This is a genomic window from Bacteroidales bacterium (assembly GCA_013141385.1).
Lineage (GTDB): Bacteria > Bacteroidota > Bacteroidia > Bacteroidales > Tenuifilaceae > UBA8529.
The window spans coordinates 19,313-36,029 of sequence record JABFRB010000001.1; the positions used below are offsets into that span (position 1 = coordinate 19,313).

Sequence of the window (16,717 nt, forward strand, 5' to 3'; positions counted from 1 at the left end):
TTTGACGGAAATGGAAAAAGGTTACTTGCGGTTATTTAAACTTGGTAATTATGTATCAGATTAAAAATATCCTTTTGTGGGGTATTCTTATATTATTACTTTCAACTTGTATTGAGCCCTTTTCTCTAAACCTGGGAAGTGACTCTACACAAAAATACGTTGTGTATGGTCAAATCACTGATCAAGAAGGTTTTCAAACTGTTTCCGTTTCAATGTCGTCTACTGTTGAAAATCAAAAATATAATCCCTTGTCTGGGTGTACCATAAATATTTCTGATAACCATGGTAATATATTTACCTTGAATGAGTTTGAGAAGGGTAATTATAGGGTTTGGATAGCGGCAGAGTATTTAAAACCAGGAAACTCTTACCAAGTCAAGGTATTGACTTCATCAGGTATTGATATTGTCTCGGACTTTGATCAAATGCCCGAATGCCCTGAAATAGATTCTGTTTACTACATCAGAAAGGATATACCTACTACGGATCCAACTAAACCTTTACAAGGAATACAGTTTTATGTCGATTTAAATAGGAAAGACACGGATAGCCATTACTATCGATGGGATATAGATGAAACATGGGAGCATCATGCGAAATTCCCTAAAACATTATATTGGAATACTAGAACAATAGTAATAACTGATCCTCCTGATTTTTCCAAATACTATTGTTGGACTACTAAAAAATTGGGAAATGTTTTTACTCTCTCAACCAAAAATCTTACTCAGAATAGATACAGTATGTATCAGCTTCATTTTGTGGATAATCAAACACAAAGACTGACGTACTGTTACAGCCTTCTGATTAATCAAATTGCTTTAAGCGAGTCCGCCTATGTATACTGGGACAAACTTCGAATTAATACTAATGAATTGGGTGGTTTATATGAGGTGCAGCCGTTGCGCGTAAAAGGAAACCTAAAAAGCACCACAAATCCAGAATTAGAAATATTAGGATTCTTCAACGCCTCTTCTGTTAAAACGAAAAGATTTTTTTTCCAAAACATAAATAATATTGATTTATATTACAACAAATGTACTTCACGTCCCATACAGCCACGTGAGTTAAATAGAGAAGATCCTAAATACTTAGTTATGACTGGTAGGGGCATTGAAATTATGGAGGATGCTTGTGTTGAATGTGATTTTTTTGGGGGATCAATTGTAAAACCTGATTATTGGCCTTACTAATATGCAAAATTTCATCTTTAAAATTATGTCAGTACTCATTTTTTCTTTTGGGTATACTGAATCTAATGGACAGGTAATTAATACTGATCTAAATGAAGAAAAGATTAGTTTATTTACCGATAGGACTCTTTATATTTCGGGGGAGCAGGTTCAATTCAGCGCATATCTTTACAATAATTCGATTGCTGGTATTGATTCTCAAAACAAGAATATTAAAAGTCAAGATCAAACCTTAAGCAGGGTATTTTACGTTGAAATAATAACCCCCGAAGGGGAAAAAATTGCTAAAGGAAAATATCTGTATGAAAAATCATGTGGTTCTGGGTTTATTACCATTCCCAAAGATGTTGCAACTGGGAATTACTATATCAGGGCTTATACTAAATTCATGCGAAACAATGGACCTGCCGCATATAGTTATGCCCGACTTAAAATTGTAAACCCATTTAAATCGGATATTCTAACCTACAACCATACAAATACCCAAACACCAAAAGATTCAGTCAAACTTGAAGATACATTAGGCAGACAGGAATTAGTTACTGTTTTGCTAAATAAGGAAGAGTATTCAACTCGTGAACAGGTTAAAATTCAGATTAATGGGTTAGATTTACTAAAGAACACAATTATAGACCTAAATCTTACTGTTATTCCCGACTCATCTATTGTTGAAGAGAACAAGGTTTTACCAGTAGTAGATAAAACATTATACAACAATTATTACTACCCAGAAACAAATGGTTTATCCCTTACAGGTAGGTTGAAGGATAATAAATCTGAACTTTCTTTATCTAATACTATGGTGAATCTTTCAATCTTAGACGATTGTAAAGATTTCATGGCTACATTAACCGATTCTACAGGTCGTTTTTTCTTTAGAATGCCTAGCTTTATAGGATCAAACGATATCTTCCTATGCACTGAGACATTAGTAGATTCTAAAACAAATATATTTATAGATAATGATTTTTGTTCAATTAAAGTCAAATTACCCACACCACCATTTCATTTAACAGAAATGGAAAAAGTGGTTGCTTACAACATGGCACTAAATGCTCAAATCGCATCACAATTCAATAAAGAAATCCCTAAAGACTCCTCAAAGTATAAAAACAAAGCTTTTTATGGTGAACCTCAGGAAAGATTGTTTCTCGATAAATATATCCAACTTCCTACCATTGAGGATTACATCAATGAGATAATACCCATACTAAAAATTAGGAAACATCGAGGGGAAAAGTATTTTAAGGTATATAGCACTCAGGCGGAGATGGATATTTTTAAGCCGCTTGTTCTATTGGATTTAGTGGCTATTGATAATCCAAAGAAAATCCTATCATTATCTCCTCAAAGCATCTCTCATATTGAAGTTATTGATTTTCCTTATGTAAAAGGCAGTATTACTTATGGTGGAATCATCAGTTTCTTTTCAAAAAAAGGGGATTTTGCAGGTGTAGATCTTCCTAATTCTGGAGTATTCCTTGATTTTAATTTTTTAACCGATGGTTCTAAGAGCTATTCAATTAATACGCATGGCGAACATCAACCTGATTATAGGAATACACTAATATGGGAACCAAATGTTGTTTTAGGGTCTGAAAAATCAAAAGATTTATATTTTAATACATCGGATACTCCCGGGAAGTATATCGTACTATTAAGAGGAATTACAAGCCAAGGTAAAGAGTTTACATGTAAAAAATCATTTATAGTTCGAGATTAGTATTGAATTAGTTGGTAAAGAATCATAGGGGAGGGATAGGTTCTAAAATATAATACTATCTCATTTTAGAATGCTAGATAAAAATCTGAAGTTAACTTCTTATACTCATCAGTATATTCCCCATCCGAAGTGTGAATTGATATAGTATCCTCATCCAACCTTTTTTTAGTAAACGAAAAGTCAATTAGTATCCTAAGAATTGGGTTATTAGGCTTTGTTTTAACGTATAGTTTTTTGTTACAAAAAAGCCCGTAGTTTGCAGCCTCTGCTATAAAAATATTACCCTCGGTATATGGAAAGATCGCACAAAATCTTCCATCTAGTGAAAGTAGATTTTTAATGCCTTCGAGCATATCTGTATTTGAAAGTTGCTCGGTATGCCGAGTGAGAGTTCTTTCAGGAGTATTGGGCTTAAGCGATTTGCTGAAATATGGCGGATTCGATACAATTAAATCAAACTTTGACGTCTGTTTTTTAGCGAAATCTTGAAAAGAAATGGCTTCCACATCCAACCTATCACCCCATTTAGATGAATCAAAATTACCCTTAGCTTGTTGTGCTGATGATTCATCAATTTCAACGGCTTGAATGTTGGCTTCGCTGCGTTGGGCAATCATCAAAGCAATTACCCCAGAGCCAGTTCCAACATCTAAAACGGTTTGGACATTCTCTAAATCTGCCCATGCTCCAAGCAGAACGCCATCGGTGCCCACTTTCATTGCAGCACCCTCTTGCTTTATAATAAATTGCTTAAACCGAAAGTAATTCTTTCCCATAAATAAGAGTCTGAATTTAAAGTAGTATTAATTAGATCAATAGTTCGATAAATTTTTAACTTTCTGATTTGGTGTAATTTGGTGTTTTTGAGTTTTGGTGGCTAAAAAATATTAAAAGCCACAAAATCACCAAGTCACAAAAATTCACCAAAAGATTATCGAACTATTGTTAGAAATTCAATTTGCTCAAATTTCTAATTTAATAAATAACACCTATTGACCAAACTTTTCGTAAACCCCCAGACCAAAAAGGGCGTAATCAAACTTAACAGGATCATTAGGATCGAGTTCACGGAGAAAGGAGGTTAACTCCTCAACCGCCTTCCAATCGCTTTGCTTACGATTCAACAATCCTAATGCTCTCGAAACTCTTCCAGAATGAACATCCAAAGGCATCATCAATGCTGAAGCGGGAATATTGTTCCATATCCCTAAATCAATCCCTTCGGAGGAAGGGCGAACCATCCAACGCAGAAACATATTGATTCGCTTACATGCAGAACCTTTTTCAACATTAGCAACATGAACCAAGGTATGCGCTGGAGTTTCACAGTCAACGAATTGTTTCCTAAATTCTTTTATTGCACCCTTAATATTTTGCTCGGATTGATAACCATCGGAAAACACCTTTTGTAATCCCCCTTTTAAGGTGTAAATATGCTTTAAACTCTTGATGTAATGGATACAATCCACTCCATTAAAGGTTCTGTGTACAAATTTATCCAGAAGATGATCATTCCGTTTACTATAATTAACTACAAATTCATAAGGCGAATCACCCATCTTTTGCATTAACCGATCCATATTACCAACTATCATCTTCCTATTTCCCCACGAAATGGTAGCCGCAAGTATTCCTGCAATTTCAATATCTTCCTTTTTTGAGAATCGATGGGGGAATTGGGATGGATCGTCGTTTACAAAACTAGGAACTGCGTATTGCTTGTACTTCTCCTCAAGAAATTCTTTAAGCTGATATTTATCTAAAGAAGATTTCATTACACGAAACGTCCATCATTCATGGTAAGCTGCAAATCAGCCATTTGGGCTAAATCACGATCGTGTGTAACAATTACAAAGGTTTGACCCATTTTATCACGCAAAGTGAAAAACAAATTATGCAGATCCTCCTTATTCTGTGAATCGAGGTTTCCCGAGGGTTCATCGGCAAAAACCACCAAAGGATTATTTATTAAAGCCCTTGCAACTGCAACACGTTGTTGCTCTCCGCCAGATAATTCGGCGGGTTTATGGTCAAATCTATGGTTTAATCCTAAGAAATCGAGTAATTCCTTGGCTTTCTTTTGAGCTTCTGTAAAGCTTACTTTAGCAATAAGAGCAGGCATGCAAACATTCTCAAGTGCTGTAAATTCGGGCAATAGATGATGAAACTGAAACACAAAACCGATATGCTGATTTCTGAAACGTGCAATCGCCTTATCTTTCAAACTAAAAACATCTTCGCCATTGATGATAAGAGTCCCTGAATCGGGATGACTCAGAGTCCCTAGTATTTGGAGTAGCGTTGTTTTCCCAGCACCGCTAGGACCAACAATTGCAATTACCTTTTTCTCGGGAATTTCAACTGTAACACCCTTAAGAACAGTAAGATTTCCAAATGATTTTACAATATTTTCAGCCTTAATCATGAATCATTTTTTTGTAGTGGCAAAGGTATAAAATTTAAGTAGTGTAAGTTCGATTTAAGAAAACGTACTAGTAAGTTATTTGATGATTTGTTTAAATATTTAATATCGATTTGGAATGCTGGAATGTTGGAAAAGAATAACAAGGAAAAATGCGGTAATCTTCTTTTGCATTGCTACAAAAAAATCTTTGTGTAGTACTTTATGAACCTTTGTGACATAGCTATTCCACAAAAAACACGAAGTAGTCACAAAACACACAAAGTAATGTTTACCAATTAAATGAGAATGCTCGGATTGTTTGAGAAAATGTGATAATTCTTCCTTTGTGTGGCTACAAAAAAATCTTTGTGTAACTTTGTGTAGTACTTTGTGAACCTTTGTGACATAGTTCTGCCACAAAAGACACGAAGTAGTCGCAAAACACACAAAGTAAAATGCAACAATTAATCGAAAAATGACACTTATCAAATCAATCTCTGGAATTAGAGGAACTATTGGCGGTAATGTTTCCGACAGCCTCACCCCAATCGATATCGTAAGATTTACGGCAGCCTATGCCGAATGGCTTAAAGGGCAAAACCCACAAAAAAAATGTAAGGTGGCAGTTGGTCGCGATGCCAGAATTTCGGGCGAAATGGTAAGCAACATCGTTGTTGGTACGCTTATGGGATGTGGGGTTGATGTTATTAACCTTGGACTTGCAACAACACCTACCGTTGAAATGGCTGTTACCGGCCTTGGTGCCGATGGTGGTTTGATACTTACTGCAAGCCATAATCCCAGGCAATGGAATGCCCTAAAACTACTCAATGGCAAAGGGGAATTCCTTAACGATGAGCAGGGTAAAAAAGTACTCGATATTGCCGAGAAAGGGTCATACACCTTCCCCGAAATTGATCTGATTGGAGATTTAGTTGATGAGTACTCATATATCGATGAGCATATTGAAAAGATAATAGAACTTAATTTGGTTGATTGCAAGGCGATTGAAAAGGCAAATTTTAAAGTTGCTATCGATTGTGTAAACTCTGTTGGAGGTATAGTTCTGCCACGATTACTCAATGCGCTTGGAGTAAAGGATATTGTTGAACTTTACACTGATCCAACTGGAGAATTCCCACATAACCCCGAGCCACTGCCTGAGCATCTTCAAGATATTTCGGATGCTATGGTAAAGCATAAAGCCGATGTTGGCTTTGTTGTTGATCCCGATGTTGACCGTTTAGCAATTGTGAATGAGGATGGGACAATGTTTGGAGAGGAATATACTCTGGTTGCTGTTGCTGATTATGTACTATCCATCAAAAAGGGGAATACCGTATCGAACCTATCGAGTACAGCAGCACTGCGCGATGTTACCCATAAATATGGAAAAGAGTATTACGCTTCTGCCGTTGGTGAGGTTAATGTTGTAACCAAAATGAAGGCCGTAAATGCAATTATTGGAGGTGAAGGCAATGGTGGAGTAATTCTACCTGAGCTTCATTATGGTCGCGATTCATTGGTAGGAATTGCTTTATTCCTAAGCCATTTGGCAAAGAAGAAGATGAAATGTTCTGAGCTCAGAAAATCTTACCCCGACTATTTTATCTCCAAAAATAAGATTGAACTTAAAACAGGTATTAATCCCGATAATATTCTTAAAAAACTTGCCGAGGAGTTTAAGAATTATCCCCTAAATACAGAGGATGGGCTTAGGGTTGATTTTGAGGATGGTTGGGTTCACATGCGAAAATCGAATACCGAGCCAATTATCAGAATTTACGCCGAAAGCCGAAATCAGGAAAAGGCTAATGATTTGGCTAAGAAGATGATGGAGAGGATTATGACGATTTAGATAACGTTAGTTTTACCTCGTTAGGCTTAGGCTTTGCCTAAGCCTTTTTTATTCTTTCAGGCTTTGCCTGAGGTTTTGACTCGTTTACATTTTTTGTGGTTTCTATTATGCCTTTATCAAATACTTTTACAATGGCTAATAGTCTTGCTGGTTTTTATCTCAGGCGCAGCCTGCCGTAATAGAACGACGCAGGTGCGCTTCGCTAACCTGCGCCGAACCTAATCAGTTTTGATTTTTACTAACAGCCTCAATAGAACTTGGTTAAAAATTATTCTTTTATTATTTTGCCTTCCTGTTTATAACCATTTTCATCTGTTAATATGTAAATATAAATTCCTTTCTCTTGCTTTTCTATACTAATGCCTTCGTCAATTTTTGAGTTTTTAATAATTTCAATTCCATTACTATTAAAAATTGAAACTTTATAATTAGACAAATTTTCTCCATCAAATTTAATTAATGATGATGTTGGGTTTGGTGAAACCTTAATAGTTTTTGTTGATTTTATTTTATTCGAATAATTTAATGTTCCACAAACACCAGGGATCCAATTTTTTGTGATAGTTTTTGAGCAAATTGTTGAAGTAATTACAACGGTAGTATATACAACGGGATTTGAACAATTAATTGGAATATATGGTTCTCTCACATTTGAAGTTGAAGTTGAACCATCTTGATATGTAAAAGTCCATAAATAGTTAAAATTATTTACACCGCCTGATTGAATTGATGGCATAGTATAAAATTTAATATATTCATCCCCTAATACATTTAACTGATATATTCCATTCTGGTTAATATCACATGGTGATCCAACCACATTTCCATTAAAACAACAAGTATGACACCCAGTTTCATCAAAATAAGTTAATTGCAAACTGAAAGCACCAACAGCTACACCTTGTATTTGAACAGTTTGTGCCATATCTGTTCCAACAATCTTAACTGTTCCAACAGTTTGATTGTCTGATGATATAGCATTACCATTAATATCCCAATCATAGCAACTTGTACATTGGGCAATAGGTGATGTAAAAGTAGAGGTTTGTCCCACAGTAATTGATAAATTTCCAGTAATACAACCAGTATTACATTGCGAATAACTCATAATTGAAAAACCAATCATAAGTATTAAAGAAAAGATTTTTTTCATTTTATTTGATTCTAATTTTTGCTTACTATTTTTAGGTACCTGTTCAGCTTATTTCCCCTTTTTAATTTTTCAATGCTTTATTTTGATTTTTTTCATTCGAGTTAAGGCTACCAATCGTTGTAAGAATGTTGAAATATAACGTAGAATACAAGTTTAAAACCTTAATACTTATACAGACTTATAATTCTATCTTTAAAACCTTCATTAGGCTTTGGCTTTGCCTAAGTCTTATTTATTCTTTCAAACTTTGCCTGAAGTTTTGACCCGTTGAAATTTTTTGAGGTTACTATTGTAAATTTACAAATATTATTTTTTTTTACAATAGCTAATAATCTTGCTGGTTTTGATCTCAGGCACAGCCTGCTGAAATAGAACGACGCAGGTGCGCTTCGCTAACCTGCGCCGAACCTAATGATTTTTGTTTTATAATTGTAGTCTTGGTTGAACGGGGGAAAGACCATTTACATACTAATGGCCATCCCCATTTTTTTCCTGTTAGTTGTATTTTTTTTCTAACGAGTCTAACATCTCTATAAATCTTCTTAAATATTCACCATCAACTATCTCATCAGATGCATTTTTAAGAACAGAAAGCAAATTTCTAATGTCATCTAAAATTTCTTTTTTGAATGTTGTGAATTTATCAGTAGGAATTTTATCAATGACAATCCAAATAACATAAAAGTCTTGAAGTGATCGTCTGAATGTTCTGCTACCTTTAACATTTAGGAAATCATTTAATACTTCTTTGGTAGGAATATTATCAAAAAGAGAAGCAAAATAACTAATAAGTGTGTTGGTTTTATTAATTGATTCAATAAAAGTTAATTTATCAGTTTCAACATTATCCAAGTTTATTAAGAAATCACCTAAAGCAGATTTGTTTTTTATTCTACACGTAATTCTATCTTGTCTCGGAAATAGACCAATTACTTCACTAATTGAATCATTATTATTGTAACTAATATATGATAAAATAGTTATTAGTTCCTCATTAACCATTCTGTCGGGTTTTCCTTCTTGCCTTTCTCGAATGAAGAACCAATCATTTAATGGATCATTACTTACACTTTTAATTTTTTTAATTACTTCAAAATTCACTATTGAATTCCACATTTCAAAAGAATTATTTTTTATAGGATATGGCTTATAATTCAACCTTATAAAGAGATCTACAGGATCAAATTTATCATTAATAGATTCTTCAATAATAATTAAATCCAAAACAAAGTCAAGTATTTTATCACGTAGATCTTCTGTTAATGCACTAAAGTTTTTTCCTTCTAGGTCAGTTAGAATTTTTAAACCTTTTAATTTGTAATTGTTATTTTTTGAATAAGTTAATTTGCCATCTTCATTATAAAATTGTTCACCAAGAAATGCAATAATAGCCAATAAACGTTGTTGTCCATCGACTATTTCTTTTACGTTTTTCGCTCTTTTATAAATAAAGATGGGAGGTAAATTTATGCCAAGTAAAATGCTTTCAATTATACCAGAAGCTTTTATTGTAGAAATCTTTTCTTGTCTTTGATACGATGGTCTTAATAAATAGTTTGTAGTCTTTAAATCATTTCTTATTTCATCAACTGGAGTAGAAATAGGATTAGGTTTATGAAGCCTAAGATTTGAAAGATCTTCAATTGACTTTGCTGCATCTACATCAGTTTGTTTAAGTTCACCAACCCTTGTTTTAAAATCTTCATTCTTAATATAAATGTCAAAGTTGCAATCAGTAAATGATTTGAAAAAGTCTGCAGTATCCAGAAATCTTGCAACAACATTTTTTGAATAATAACTGCTATCCTCAGAATAGATAGAAATATTCTTATTAAAATGGTCAATAAATATTTCTTCATTAAAAGTAAATTCTTTTTCTTCTTTGTCCAAAACAGTTAGAGCCCAAAAAATACATTCATAAATAAGTTTATTTGAAAGTAATTTTTCATTTGATAGTTTTTTGAAAATAAATAATACCTTTTTAATAATTGAAAGAAAATTGTTAAATTCAGAACTAATATCTTCAACGCTATTTTTTGTAAAATCATACAATAAATCAAAAATTTCAGTTCGACTTGATCCTGATGCATAGGTTGATATAGGGAAACTACTTAATATTCTAAATCGTCTAATGAAATCGACATTTTTATTAATAAGCCCATCATTATTTGAATTTTCATAAAAAGAATCTTTTGGAAAGAAACAGTGATTAAAATCTTTAAAGAAATCAATATTATTCTTTAGTTCATCTTTAAATAAATCAGAAAAATCATCATCATCATATTTGGCATTATCTAGTTCTTCTCTAGTTAATGAAGTAATTCCAGTATTATATCTACGAAATATTTCCTTTTTAATGCTATCTATTATATCATCATTTAGATTTGGTTGATTTATTACTTCAAATTCAAATATTCGTATGTTTGAATTTAAGAATATTTCTTTATTAAACTCTGATAATTTATTAAAAGATTGCTTATTTAATATTTGTAATTCTTTTAGCCCATTTATGCTTAAAGAAAAACTATTCTCTTTAAACCTTTTTAGTGTTTCAAACCGTTGCCTACCATCTATTACCTCGATTTTCGTACCACTTTTAAATAAAATTATTGGAGGAACTTCGGTTCCAAGGATAATGCTTTCAATAAAAAATGTTTGCTTAACATTGTCCCATACGTAATTTCTTTGGTAATATGGGCTATAGTCAATCCTCTTAAGATTTCTTTCACTTAAGAGAGTCTTTACAGACATGCTTCTTGCATTTATTTTTAATGAGTTCTGAAAAATATTTCTAAACTCTTTTGCTTTAACTGTTTTGTCCATTATTTAATATTTATCACTATTTAAAACTAAGCTTAAAGTCGTTTCGATAGAAACACCATAAATTTTATTTCTTTCTGTTTCTGTTTTGAATCTTGTCAGAATCACATTTTCTCTATCTAGGTATGTACTCAATATTATACGATCATAAATAAAGAAAAGAATAAAATCGCTAAACTGATCTTCGTTTAGGTTTACATTATTATTACTTAAATTTTTATCACAGAATACTTTAATTTCAATATTTGTATTAAAATAGATACCAACAATACAATTGAAAGCAACAAATCTTTCTTCAATCTTTTCAGTCTCAGAGTCTAATTCAAATGATTCGTTTATGTGCTTTGTAAGAAACTGATTTAAGTAATCTGCAAAAAACAAAATGTCATAGTTTTTTTGGATATCTAAATAATACTGAAATTCAGGTTTACTAAATATAGGTGTATGTTTAAGCATATTGTATTTTAATATTAGCGGTCTCGCTTTAATACCATAAATTGAATGTGAATTATAATACAATATCAATTGCTCAAAATCAGTAAGTTGTGAACGAAGAATTTTTGCATAAAAAACCTTTTCCTTAATGTCAAAACTACTTGAATCAATAATTTTAATTATTCTATAAAAGCATTTAAAATAATGGGAAAGATGACCTCTGTTTTCATTGAATAACAAAATATAACGATTTATCATGTTTTCATGATGAATCTCAATAGAAACTTTAGGATCATAGTTAATGTTGAGTTTGTCAAATAAGACTTTAAAGAAATCTTTACTTTGATCTAAATTATTAAGTTTGTCTTTAATTGTAGAATAAACATTTAGAAGAGAATAGAAATTTGATTCAAATTGTTGTGTTTTAAGTGTCCTACTTTGATCTTCATATACTTTTCTACTTGATTCAAGTTCTTTTCTTTGCAATTCAAACTCTTTAACCTGTTGATTTAATACTTCTATCTGTGAACGAAGAGCTTCTTGGTTAGTTTTTATGTCACTCCTTTGTTCTGTTAGAGCAATATAAAATAAAAGAACTCCAGCTAAAGCCCAAATTGAACCAACTACACCGCCAATAAAATCTCCAAATTGACTAAATTTTTGAGAATTAATAGGTAAGATGGTTTTAAAATCTATGTCAAACCATAGAAATAAGATTATTGATAAAATAATAAGAAAAAAGCCACTAACAATCATGGTTAAACTTGTTTTCTCATTTTTAATTATTGATAAAATTTTCATTTATTCAAGTATTATAATGGATTTCTAGTTAATACAAATTTCTAATAACTATAAATTAATGCATTCAATTAACAATGTATTAAAATGAAATATAAATTAAAGTTTTACTTTTTCGTGTCGTTGTAGAGGGATTATTCTATCTGTGTCGTCAAGTTACCTTGCTGCTAACGCGTTTATCCATATAATAAATCCATCCTTCAACCTCCATATCTTAATATATATTGTATGCTATAACCATACATTCCAGCATTATATATTGATACATTTTATACATCGCTTGCCAAGGTTTGATATACTCCCCCTATCGCAAAATGCGATAGGCTATTTGGTTGTGGGTTCGGGATTAATATCATGGGGTTGGCGTTTGCGTGTGCTGTGCTTCAATTGTTTCCTTATGTTTTGGTTTCTATTTTTACACTTTGAATTTAGGTATTTTTGTTTAATTTATTTGAATACTTATATGAACGTGTTGGATTTTTTGGTTGATGGGTTGTTTTGGGGGATGGAAGTCGGAATTGGGAAGACCGAAGTCCGAAGATGGGAGCCGGAAGACGGGAGACCGAAGGGGGAAGTTGGAAGATGCTTAATAATTTGAAAATTGGGAAATTTGAAGATTTGAAAATTAACCCAATGACCCCATAGCAAAACAGCAACACAGCAAGTGACTTCTAGGTCTGCCGACTCTGGAAGGTCATGCTTAGAAGGATAACCTGATAGAGTTCGAAGAACCTATCAGAGTTCGCCCCCTTAGATAAAAGAGATAATAAACACTCGCTCCCTCCAAAATCGAATACCTTTGATAAATTATCGCATTTTGCGATAGGGGAAATAAATTAGAGGGATTAGGGGGAAGATGGGAGTTGGAAGACGGGAGATGGACGTTGGGAGTCGGGAGTTGGGTGTTGAAGCCAACGGAAGAAACTTTAACATAACTTTAACATGATATTTTTTAAACAAATGTTACTTTTATAAGTCGTATTGAAGAATTGTTTGGTAGAAGGAGATAAACTCTGATAGGTTCTTCGAACTCTATCAGGTTATATCTTTGCTAAATAGATGCTTCACTTCGTTCAGCATGACAAAAGCTTCAACTAAACGAAATCGAATAGTATTTAAATTTTAACATCCTCTATTTAACGATGAAAAAGAAAATCATAATTGCCATTGCAGCCCTAGTTATTCTAATAGTTATATTCTTTGTTTTTGGGACATCGGAAAAGGATAAAGCTGCGCCGCAGTTTGTAAAGGTATCGAATGGTCTTTTTGAGGTGCTGGTTACCGTAACGGGTGAGCTTAAGGCGCAAAACTCGGAGGATATTGAGGCACCTACAGAGCTAAGGGGAAGGAGTTTCCGTATTTCCGATGTCAAAATTCAAGATCTTATCCCAGAGGGAACCGTTGTTGATTCAGGGGCTTATGTGGCAACCCTAGATAGATCTGCATTAAGCAATAGGCTAAAGGAGATTGAGGATGAGCTTGAAAAGAGCCAACAGGGCTACCTAAAAACCCAACTCGATACTACGCTAACGCTACGTGAACTTAGGAATTCGCTTATCAACCTTAAGTTCGAGATGGAGGAGAAGCAGATTGTTGTAGATCAATCGAAATACGAACCGCCAGCCACACAGCGTCAGTCGCAGATTAATTTGGATAGATCCAGCCGCTCGTACTCTCAGGCTTTGTACAACTATACGCTAAAGAGGGAGCAAGCTGAGGCTTCGATGAAAGAGGTGGCCATAAACCTTGAAAAGCAAAAGCGCGAAAGGCAGGATATGATGGGCATCATGAATAAGTTTGTGATACATGCGCCAAAACCGGGTATGGTTATCTACTACCGTGAGTGGAGCGGTCAGAAACGTAAAGTAGGGTCAACCATCAGCCCATGGGATTTAACGGTTGCAACGCTGCCGGATCTTTCGGTAATGAATTCGAAAACTTATGTGAATGAGATTGATATCAGCAAGATAAAAAAAGGTCAAATTGTTAGGGTTGGAGTAGATGCTTTTCCTGAGAAAAAGTATAGCGGTGAGGTTACTGAGGTTGCAAATATCGGTGAGCAATTGCCCAATACCGATGCTAAGGTTTTTGAGGTTGTAATCCGGGTTAACGGATTCGATCCTATCCTTCGTCCATCCATGACTACTAGTAATCAGATAATTACTAATGTGTATGAGAATGTACAATCGCTACCTTTAGAGGCTATTCATGCTGATGATAGCTTAAGCTATGTTTATACCAAAAAGGGGAAGAAACAAATTGTTGTAACGGGCGAGATGAACGAAAACTATATCGTTATCGAAAAGGGGTTAAGCAGTAATGATGAGGTTTACCTTTCGGTTCCTGAAAAGCCAGAATCGTTTGATCTTGCTGGTAAAGAGTTAATTTCAATTATTAAAGAGAAGATAAAAAACAAAAAACTTAATGAGGAGAAACTAAGATCAGAACAGGAGATGCAGATGAGACCGGGGAAGAGGTAGTGGTTCTTTACCGAGGGGCTGTGATGCTGTGTTGCTGTGGGATTGTGTTGCTGTATTGCTGTGGGTCTGTTGGGGGTTTTTATGATTTTTTCTCAATGTTCTGATCGAAATTTATATAAATATTAAGATTAACAAGTTAATGTCGTTTAGTTAAGCTGCAAGTCCGATAGGACTTAACTAAACGAAGATGACTAAAAAGTAATTAGTTCAAGTTGCTACTAATAATAAACTTTTAAAGAATTGAATAACGAATACTGATTAACGATTTAAGATTTATGAAATTAAAACTTACAAATCATTGATATTTAGAATGATGATCCTTGATCTTATTTTACTTCTAAAATCAAAATTCGTTAACCGAGTGTTTTTTACGAGTTCACCGAAGGTAATCCTTGTTCTTAAATCTTCTATATTAGCCATAACTAGCAACTTAAATTTATTTATAATGAACCAAAATTAATAACATACAATCAGCATGTACAAAAGGTATGTACACGATATTAATATTGCCATTGAATCTATACTGGCTAATAAGCTGAAATCAATTCTTACAGCGTTAGGGATTATATTCGGTGTGGCGGCTGTAATTAGCATGTTGGCTATTGGGAAAGGTGCTCAAAAGGAGATTCTGGATCAGATAAAGATGGTGGGAGTTAATAACATACTTATCATTCCCATTTTTGAAGCACCAGATGAGCAGCAGGCACAGGAAGAGAATGGCAATAAACAAAAACGTAAATTTTCTCCAGGTCTAACCCTAGCCGATGTTGATGCTATTAAGCAAATTATCCCATCTGTTACAAAAATCAGCCCGGAGATTAGCCTAAACTCATTCGTTCAGTACGAAGGCGTTCGTGTTCCTGCAAAGATTATGGGTGTTTCGAACGATTATTTCGATTTATATAATCTTCCCATAGAGGAAGGTGTTTTCTTCAACGATTATCAGGAAGAGCATGGAATTCCAGTTTGTATAATTGGCGGGAATATTAAATCTAAATTTTTTAGCAAGATCGATCCTATTGGACAGTATATAAAGTTTGGGCAGATTTGGCTAAAGGTGATTGGTGTACTAAGAAAAACAGAACTAACAGTTAGCGGGTTTCAGAATGTTGGCGTAAATGTTTATAACGATAATGTTTATTTACCAGCAAAAAGCATGTTGCTAAGATATCAAAACAGAGCATTGGTGAATTCGAGGAAAGTATCCGAAGGGAATAGATTTTTTGGTGGCGGAATGATGTTTTCTTTTGGTGGCGATACAAAATCCCAAGCACCCAAAAACTACCATCAGCTCGATAAGGTTATTGTTCAGGTTGCTGAAACGCAAGATATCAACTCTACAACCGAAGTTCTTAGTAGAATGATGCTTCGCAGGCACGAGGAGGTTAAGGACTTTGAAATTACTGTTCCCGAATTGCTACTAAAGCAGCAGGAGAGAACAAAGGATATTTTCAATATAGTACTTGGTGCAATTGCCAGTATATCTCTAATTGTTGGGGGGATTGGTATTATGAATATTATGTTTGCCTCGGTAATGGAGCGTATCAAGGAGATTGGAACTCGCATGGCTATTGGAGCAAAAAAGGCCGATATAATTGCACAATTCCTTTCCGAAGCCGTTCTTATCAGTGTAACCGGTGGTTTTATTGGAATCATTGTAGGTTTTATACTCACTAAGCTGATTACCCATTTTGCTGGAATACTAACAATAATAAGCCCTCTATCCGTTTTAGTGGCATTTGGGGTTTCGGCTGCGGTGGGTGTAATCTTTGGATTATCGCCTGCTAAACGAGCCGCCGATAAAGATCCTATTGAATCGTTGCGTTATGAATAGAAAACCAAAATCTTTAAAT

At 33.9% G+C, this 16,717-nt stretch carries 11 protein-coding genes; 5 read left to right on the forward strand and 6 right to left on the reverse strand.

Going from position 1 to position 16,717, the window contains the following annotated elements; genetic code table 11:
• Positions 1-50 precede the first annotated feature (50 nt).
• Together HOO91_00065 and HOO91_00070 are read left to right on the forward strand one after the other, a co-directional pair.
• Positions 51-1,193 (forward strand): DUF4249 domain-containing protein, encoded by a 1,143-nt coding sequence (locus HOO91_00065; protein NOU15938.1) that lies wholly within the window; start codon positions 51-53, stop codon positions 1,191-1,193.
• A gap of 25 nt (positions 1,194-1,218) precedes the next feature.
• Positions 1,219-2,916 (forward strand): hypothetical protein, encoded by a 1,698-nt coding sequence (locus tag HOO91_00070; GenBank protein ID NOU15939.1) that lies wholly within the window; start codon positions 1,219-1,221, stop codon positions 2,914-2,916.
• A gap of 65 nt (positions 2,917-2,981) precedes the next feature.
• Here the strand turns inward: HOO91_00070 and HOO91_00075 are convergent, their stop codons facing one another.
• From HOO91_00075 to HOO91_00085, 3 genes are all read right to left on the reverse strand, one after another.
• Complete coding sequence (locus tag HOO91_00075) at positions 2,982-3,692, reverse strand: methyltransferase (GenBank protein ID NOU15940.1); 711 nt, start codon at positions 3,690-3,692, stop codon at positions 2,982-2,984.
• A gap of 213 nt (positions 3,693-3,905) precedes the next feature.
• Positions 3,906-4,691 (reverse strand): TIGR02757 family protein, encoded by a 786-nt coding sequence (locus HOO91_00080; protein ID NOU15941.1) that lies wholly within the window; start codon positions 4,689-4,691, stop codon positions 3,906-3,908.
• Positions 4,691-5,341, reverse strand: a complete 651-nt coding sequence (locus HOO91_00085; GenBank protein ID NOU15942.1) for an ABC transporter ATP-binding protein — start codon at positions 5,339-5,341, stop codon at positions 4,691-4,693. The genes HOO91_00080 and HOO91_00085 overlap by 1 nt, the downstream gene beginning before the upstream one ends.
• 454 nt (positions 5,342-5,795) lie before the next feature.
• Between HOO91_00085 and glmM the strand changes: the two genes are divergently transcribed.
• Complete coding sequence (gene glmM, locus HOO91_00090) at positions 5,796-7,178, forward strand: phosphoglucosamine mutase (protein NOU15943.1); 1,383 nt, start codon at positions 5,796-5,798, stop codon at positions 7,176-7,178.
• A gap of 268 nt (positions 7,179-7,446) precedes the next feature.
• On the opposite strand, the gene HOO91_00095 is transcribed toward glmM, so the two are convergent.
• The 3 genes from HOO91_00095 to HOO91_00105 all read right to left on the reverse strand — a co-directional run bounded on the left by HOO91_00095 (position 7,447) and on the right by HOO91_00105 (position 12,387).
• Complete coding sequence (locus HOO91_00095) at positions 7,447-8,331, reverse strand: T9SS type A sorting domain-containing protein (protein ID NOU15944.1); 885 nt, start codon at positions 8,329-8,331, stop codon at positions 7,447-7,449.
• 495 nt (positions 8,332-8,826) lie between these two features.
• Positions 8,827-11,154: a DUF262 domain-containing protein gene (locus HOO91_00100; GenBank protein ID NOU15945.1), complete on the reverse strand. Its 2,328-nt coding sequence runs from the start codon at positions 11,152-11,154 to the stop codon at positions 8,827-8,829.
• 3 nt (positions 11,155-11,157) lie between these two features.
• Positions 11,158-12,387, reverse strand: coding sequence for a hypothetical protein (locus tag HOO91_00105; GenBank protein NOU15946.1), 1,230 nt, complete (start codon positions 12,385-12,387; stop codon positions 11,158-11,160).
• A gap of 1,139 nt (positions 12,388-13,526) precedes the next feature.
• Between HOO91_00105 and HOO91_00110 the strand changes: the two genes are divergently transcribed.
• Complete coding sequence (locus HOO91_00110) at positions 13,527-14,864, forward strand: RND transporter (GenBank protein NOU15947.1); 1,338 nt, start codon at positions 13,527-13,529, stop codon at positions 14,862-14,864.
• A 475-nt stretch (positions 14,865-15,339) separates the two neighbouring features.
• Complete coding sequence (locus tag HOO91_00115; GenBank protein NOU15948.1) at positions 15,340-16,698, forward strand: FtsX-like permease family protein; 1,359 nt, start codon at positions 15,340-15,342, stop codon at positions 16,696-16,698.
• The last annotated feature ends 19 nt before the right edge of the window (positions 16,699-16,717 follow it).

What these genes read in the sequence shown, in the direction of transcription:
- glmM (NOU15943.1), top strand. Translation starts at nt 5,796, where the DNA reads ATGACACTTATCAAATCAATCTCTGGAATTAGAGGAACTATTGGCGGT.
- HOO91_00115 (NOU15948.1), top strand. Translation starts at nt 15,340, where the DNA reads ATGTACAAAAGGTATGTACACGATATTAATATTGCCATTGAATCTATA.
- HOO91_00095 (NOU15944.1), bottom strand. Translation starts at nt 8,331, where the DNA reads ATGAAAAAAATCTTTTCTTTAATACTTATGATTGGTTTTTCAATTATG.
- HOO91_00100 (NOU15945.1), bottom strand. Translation starts at nt 11,154, where the DNA reads ATGGACAAAACAGTTAAAGCAAAAGAGTTTAGAAATATTTTTCAGAAC.
- HOO91_00080 (NOU15941.1), bottom strand. Translation starts at nt 4,691, where the DNA reads ATGAAATCTTCTTTAGATAAATATCAGCTTAAAGAATTTCTTGAGGAG.
- HOO91_00070 (NOU15939.1), top strand. Translation starts at nt 1,219, where the DNA reads ATGTCAGTACTCATTTTTTCTTTTGGGTATACTGAATCTAATGGACAG.
- HOO91_00065 (NOU15938.1), top strand. Translation starts at nt 51, where the DNA reads ATGTATCAGATTAAAAATATCCTTTTGTGGGGTATTCTTATATTATTA.
- HOO91_00075 (NOU15940.1), bottom strand. Translation starts at nt 3,692, where the DNA reads ATGGGAAAGAATTACTTTCGGTTTAAGCAATTTATTATAAAGCAAGAG.
- HOO91_00105 (NOU15946.1), bottom strand. Translation starts at nt 12,387, where the DNA reads ATGAAAATTTTATCAATAATTAAAAATGAGAAAACAAGTTTAACCATG.
- HOO91_00085 (NOU15942.1), bottom strand. Translation starts at nt 5,341, where the DNA reads ATGATTAAGGCTGAAAATATTGTAAAATCATTTGGAAATCTTACTGTT.
- HOO91_00110 (NOU15947.1), top strand. Translation starts at nt 13,527, where the DNA reads ATGAAAAAGAAAATCATAATTGCCATTGCAGCCCTAGTTATTCTAATA.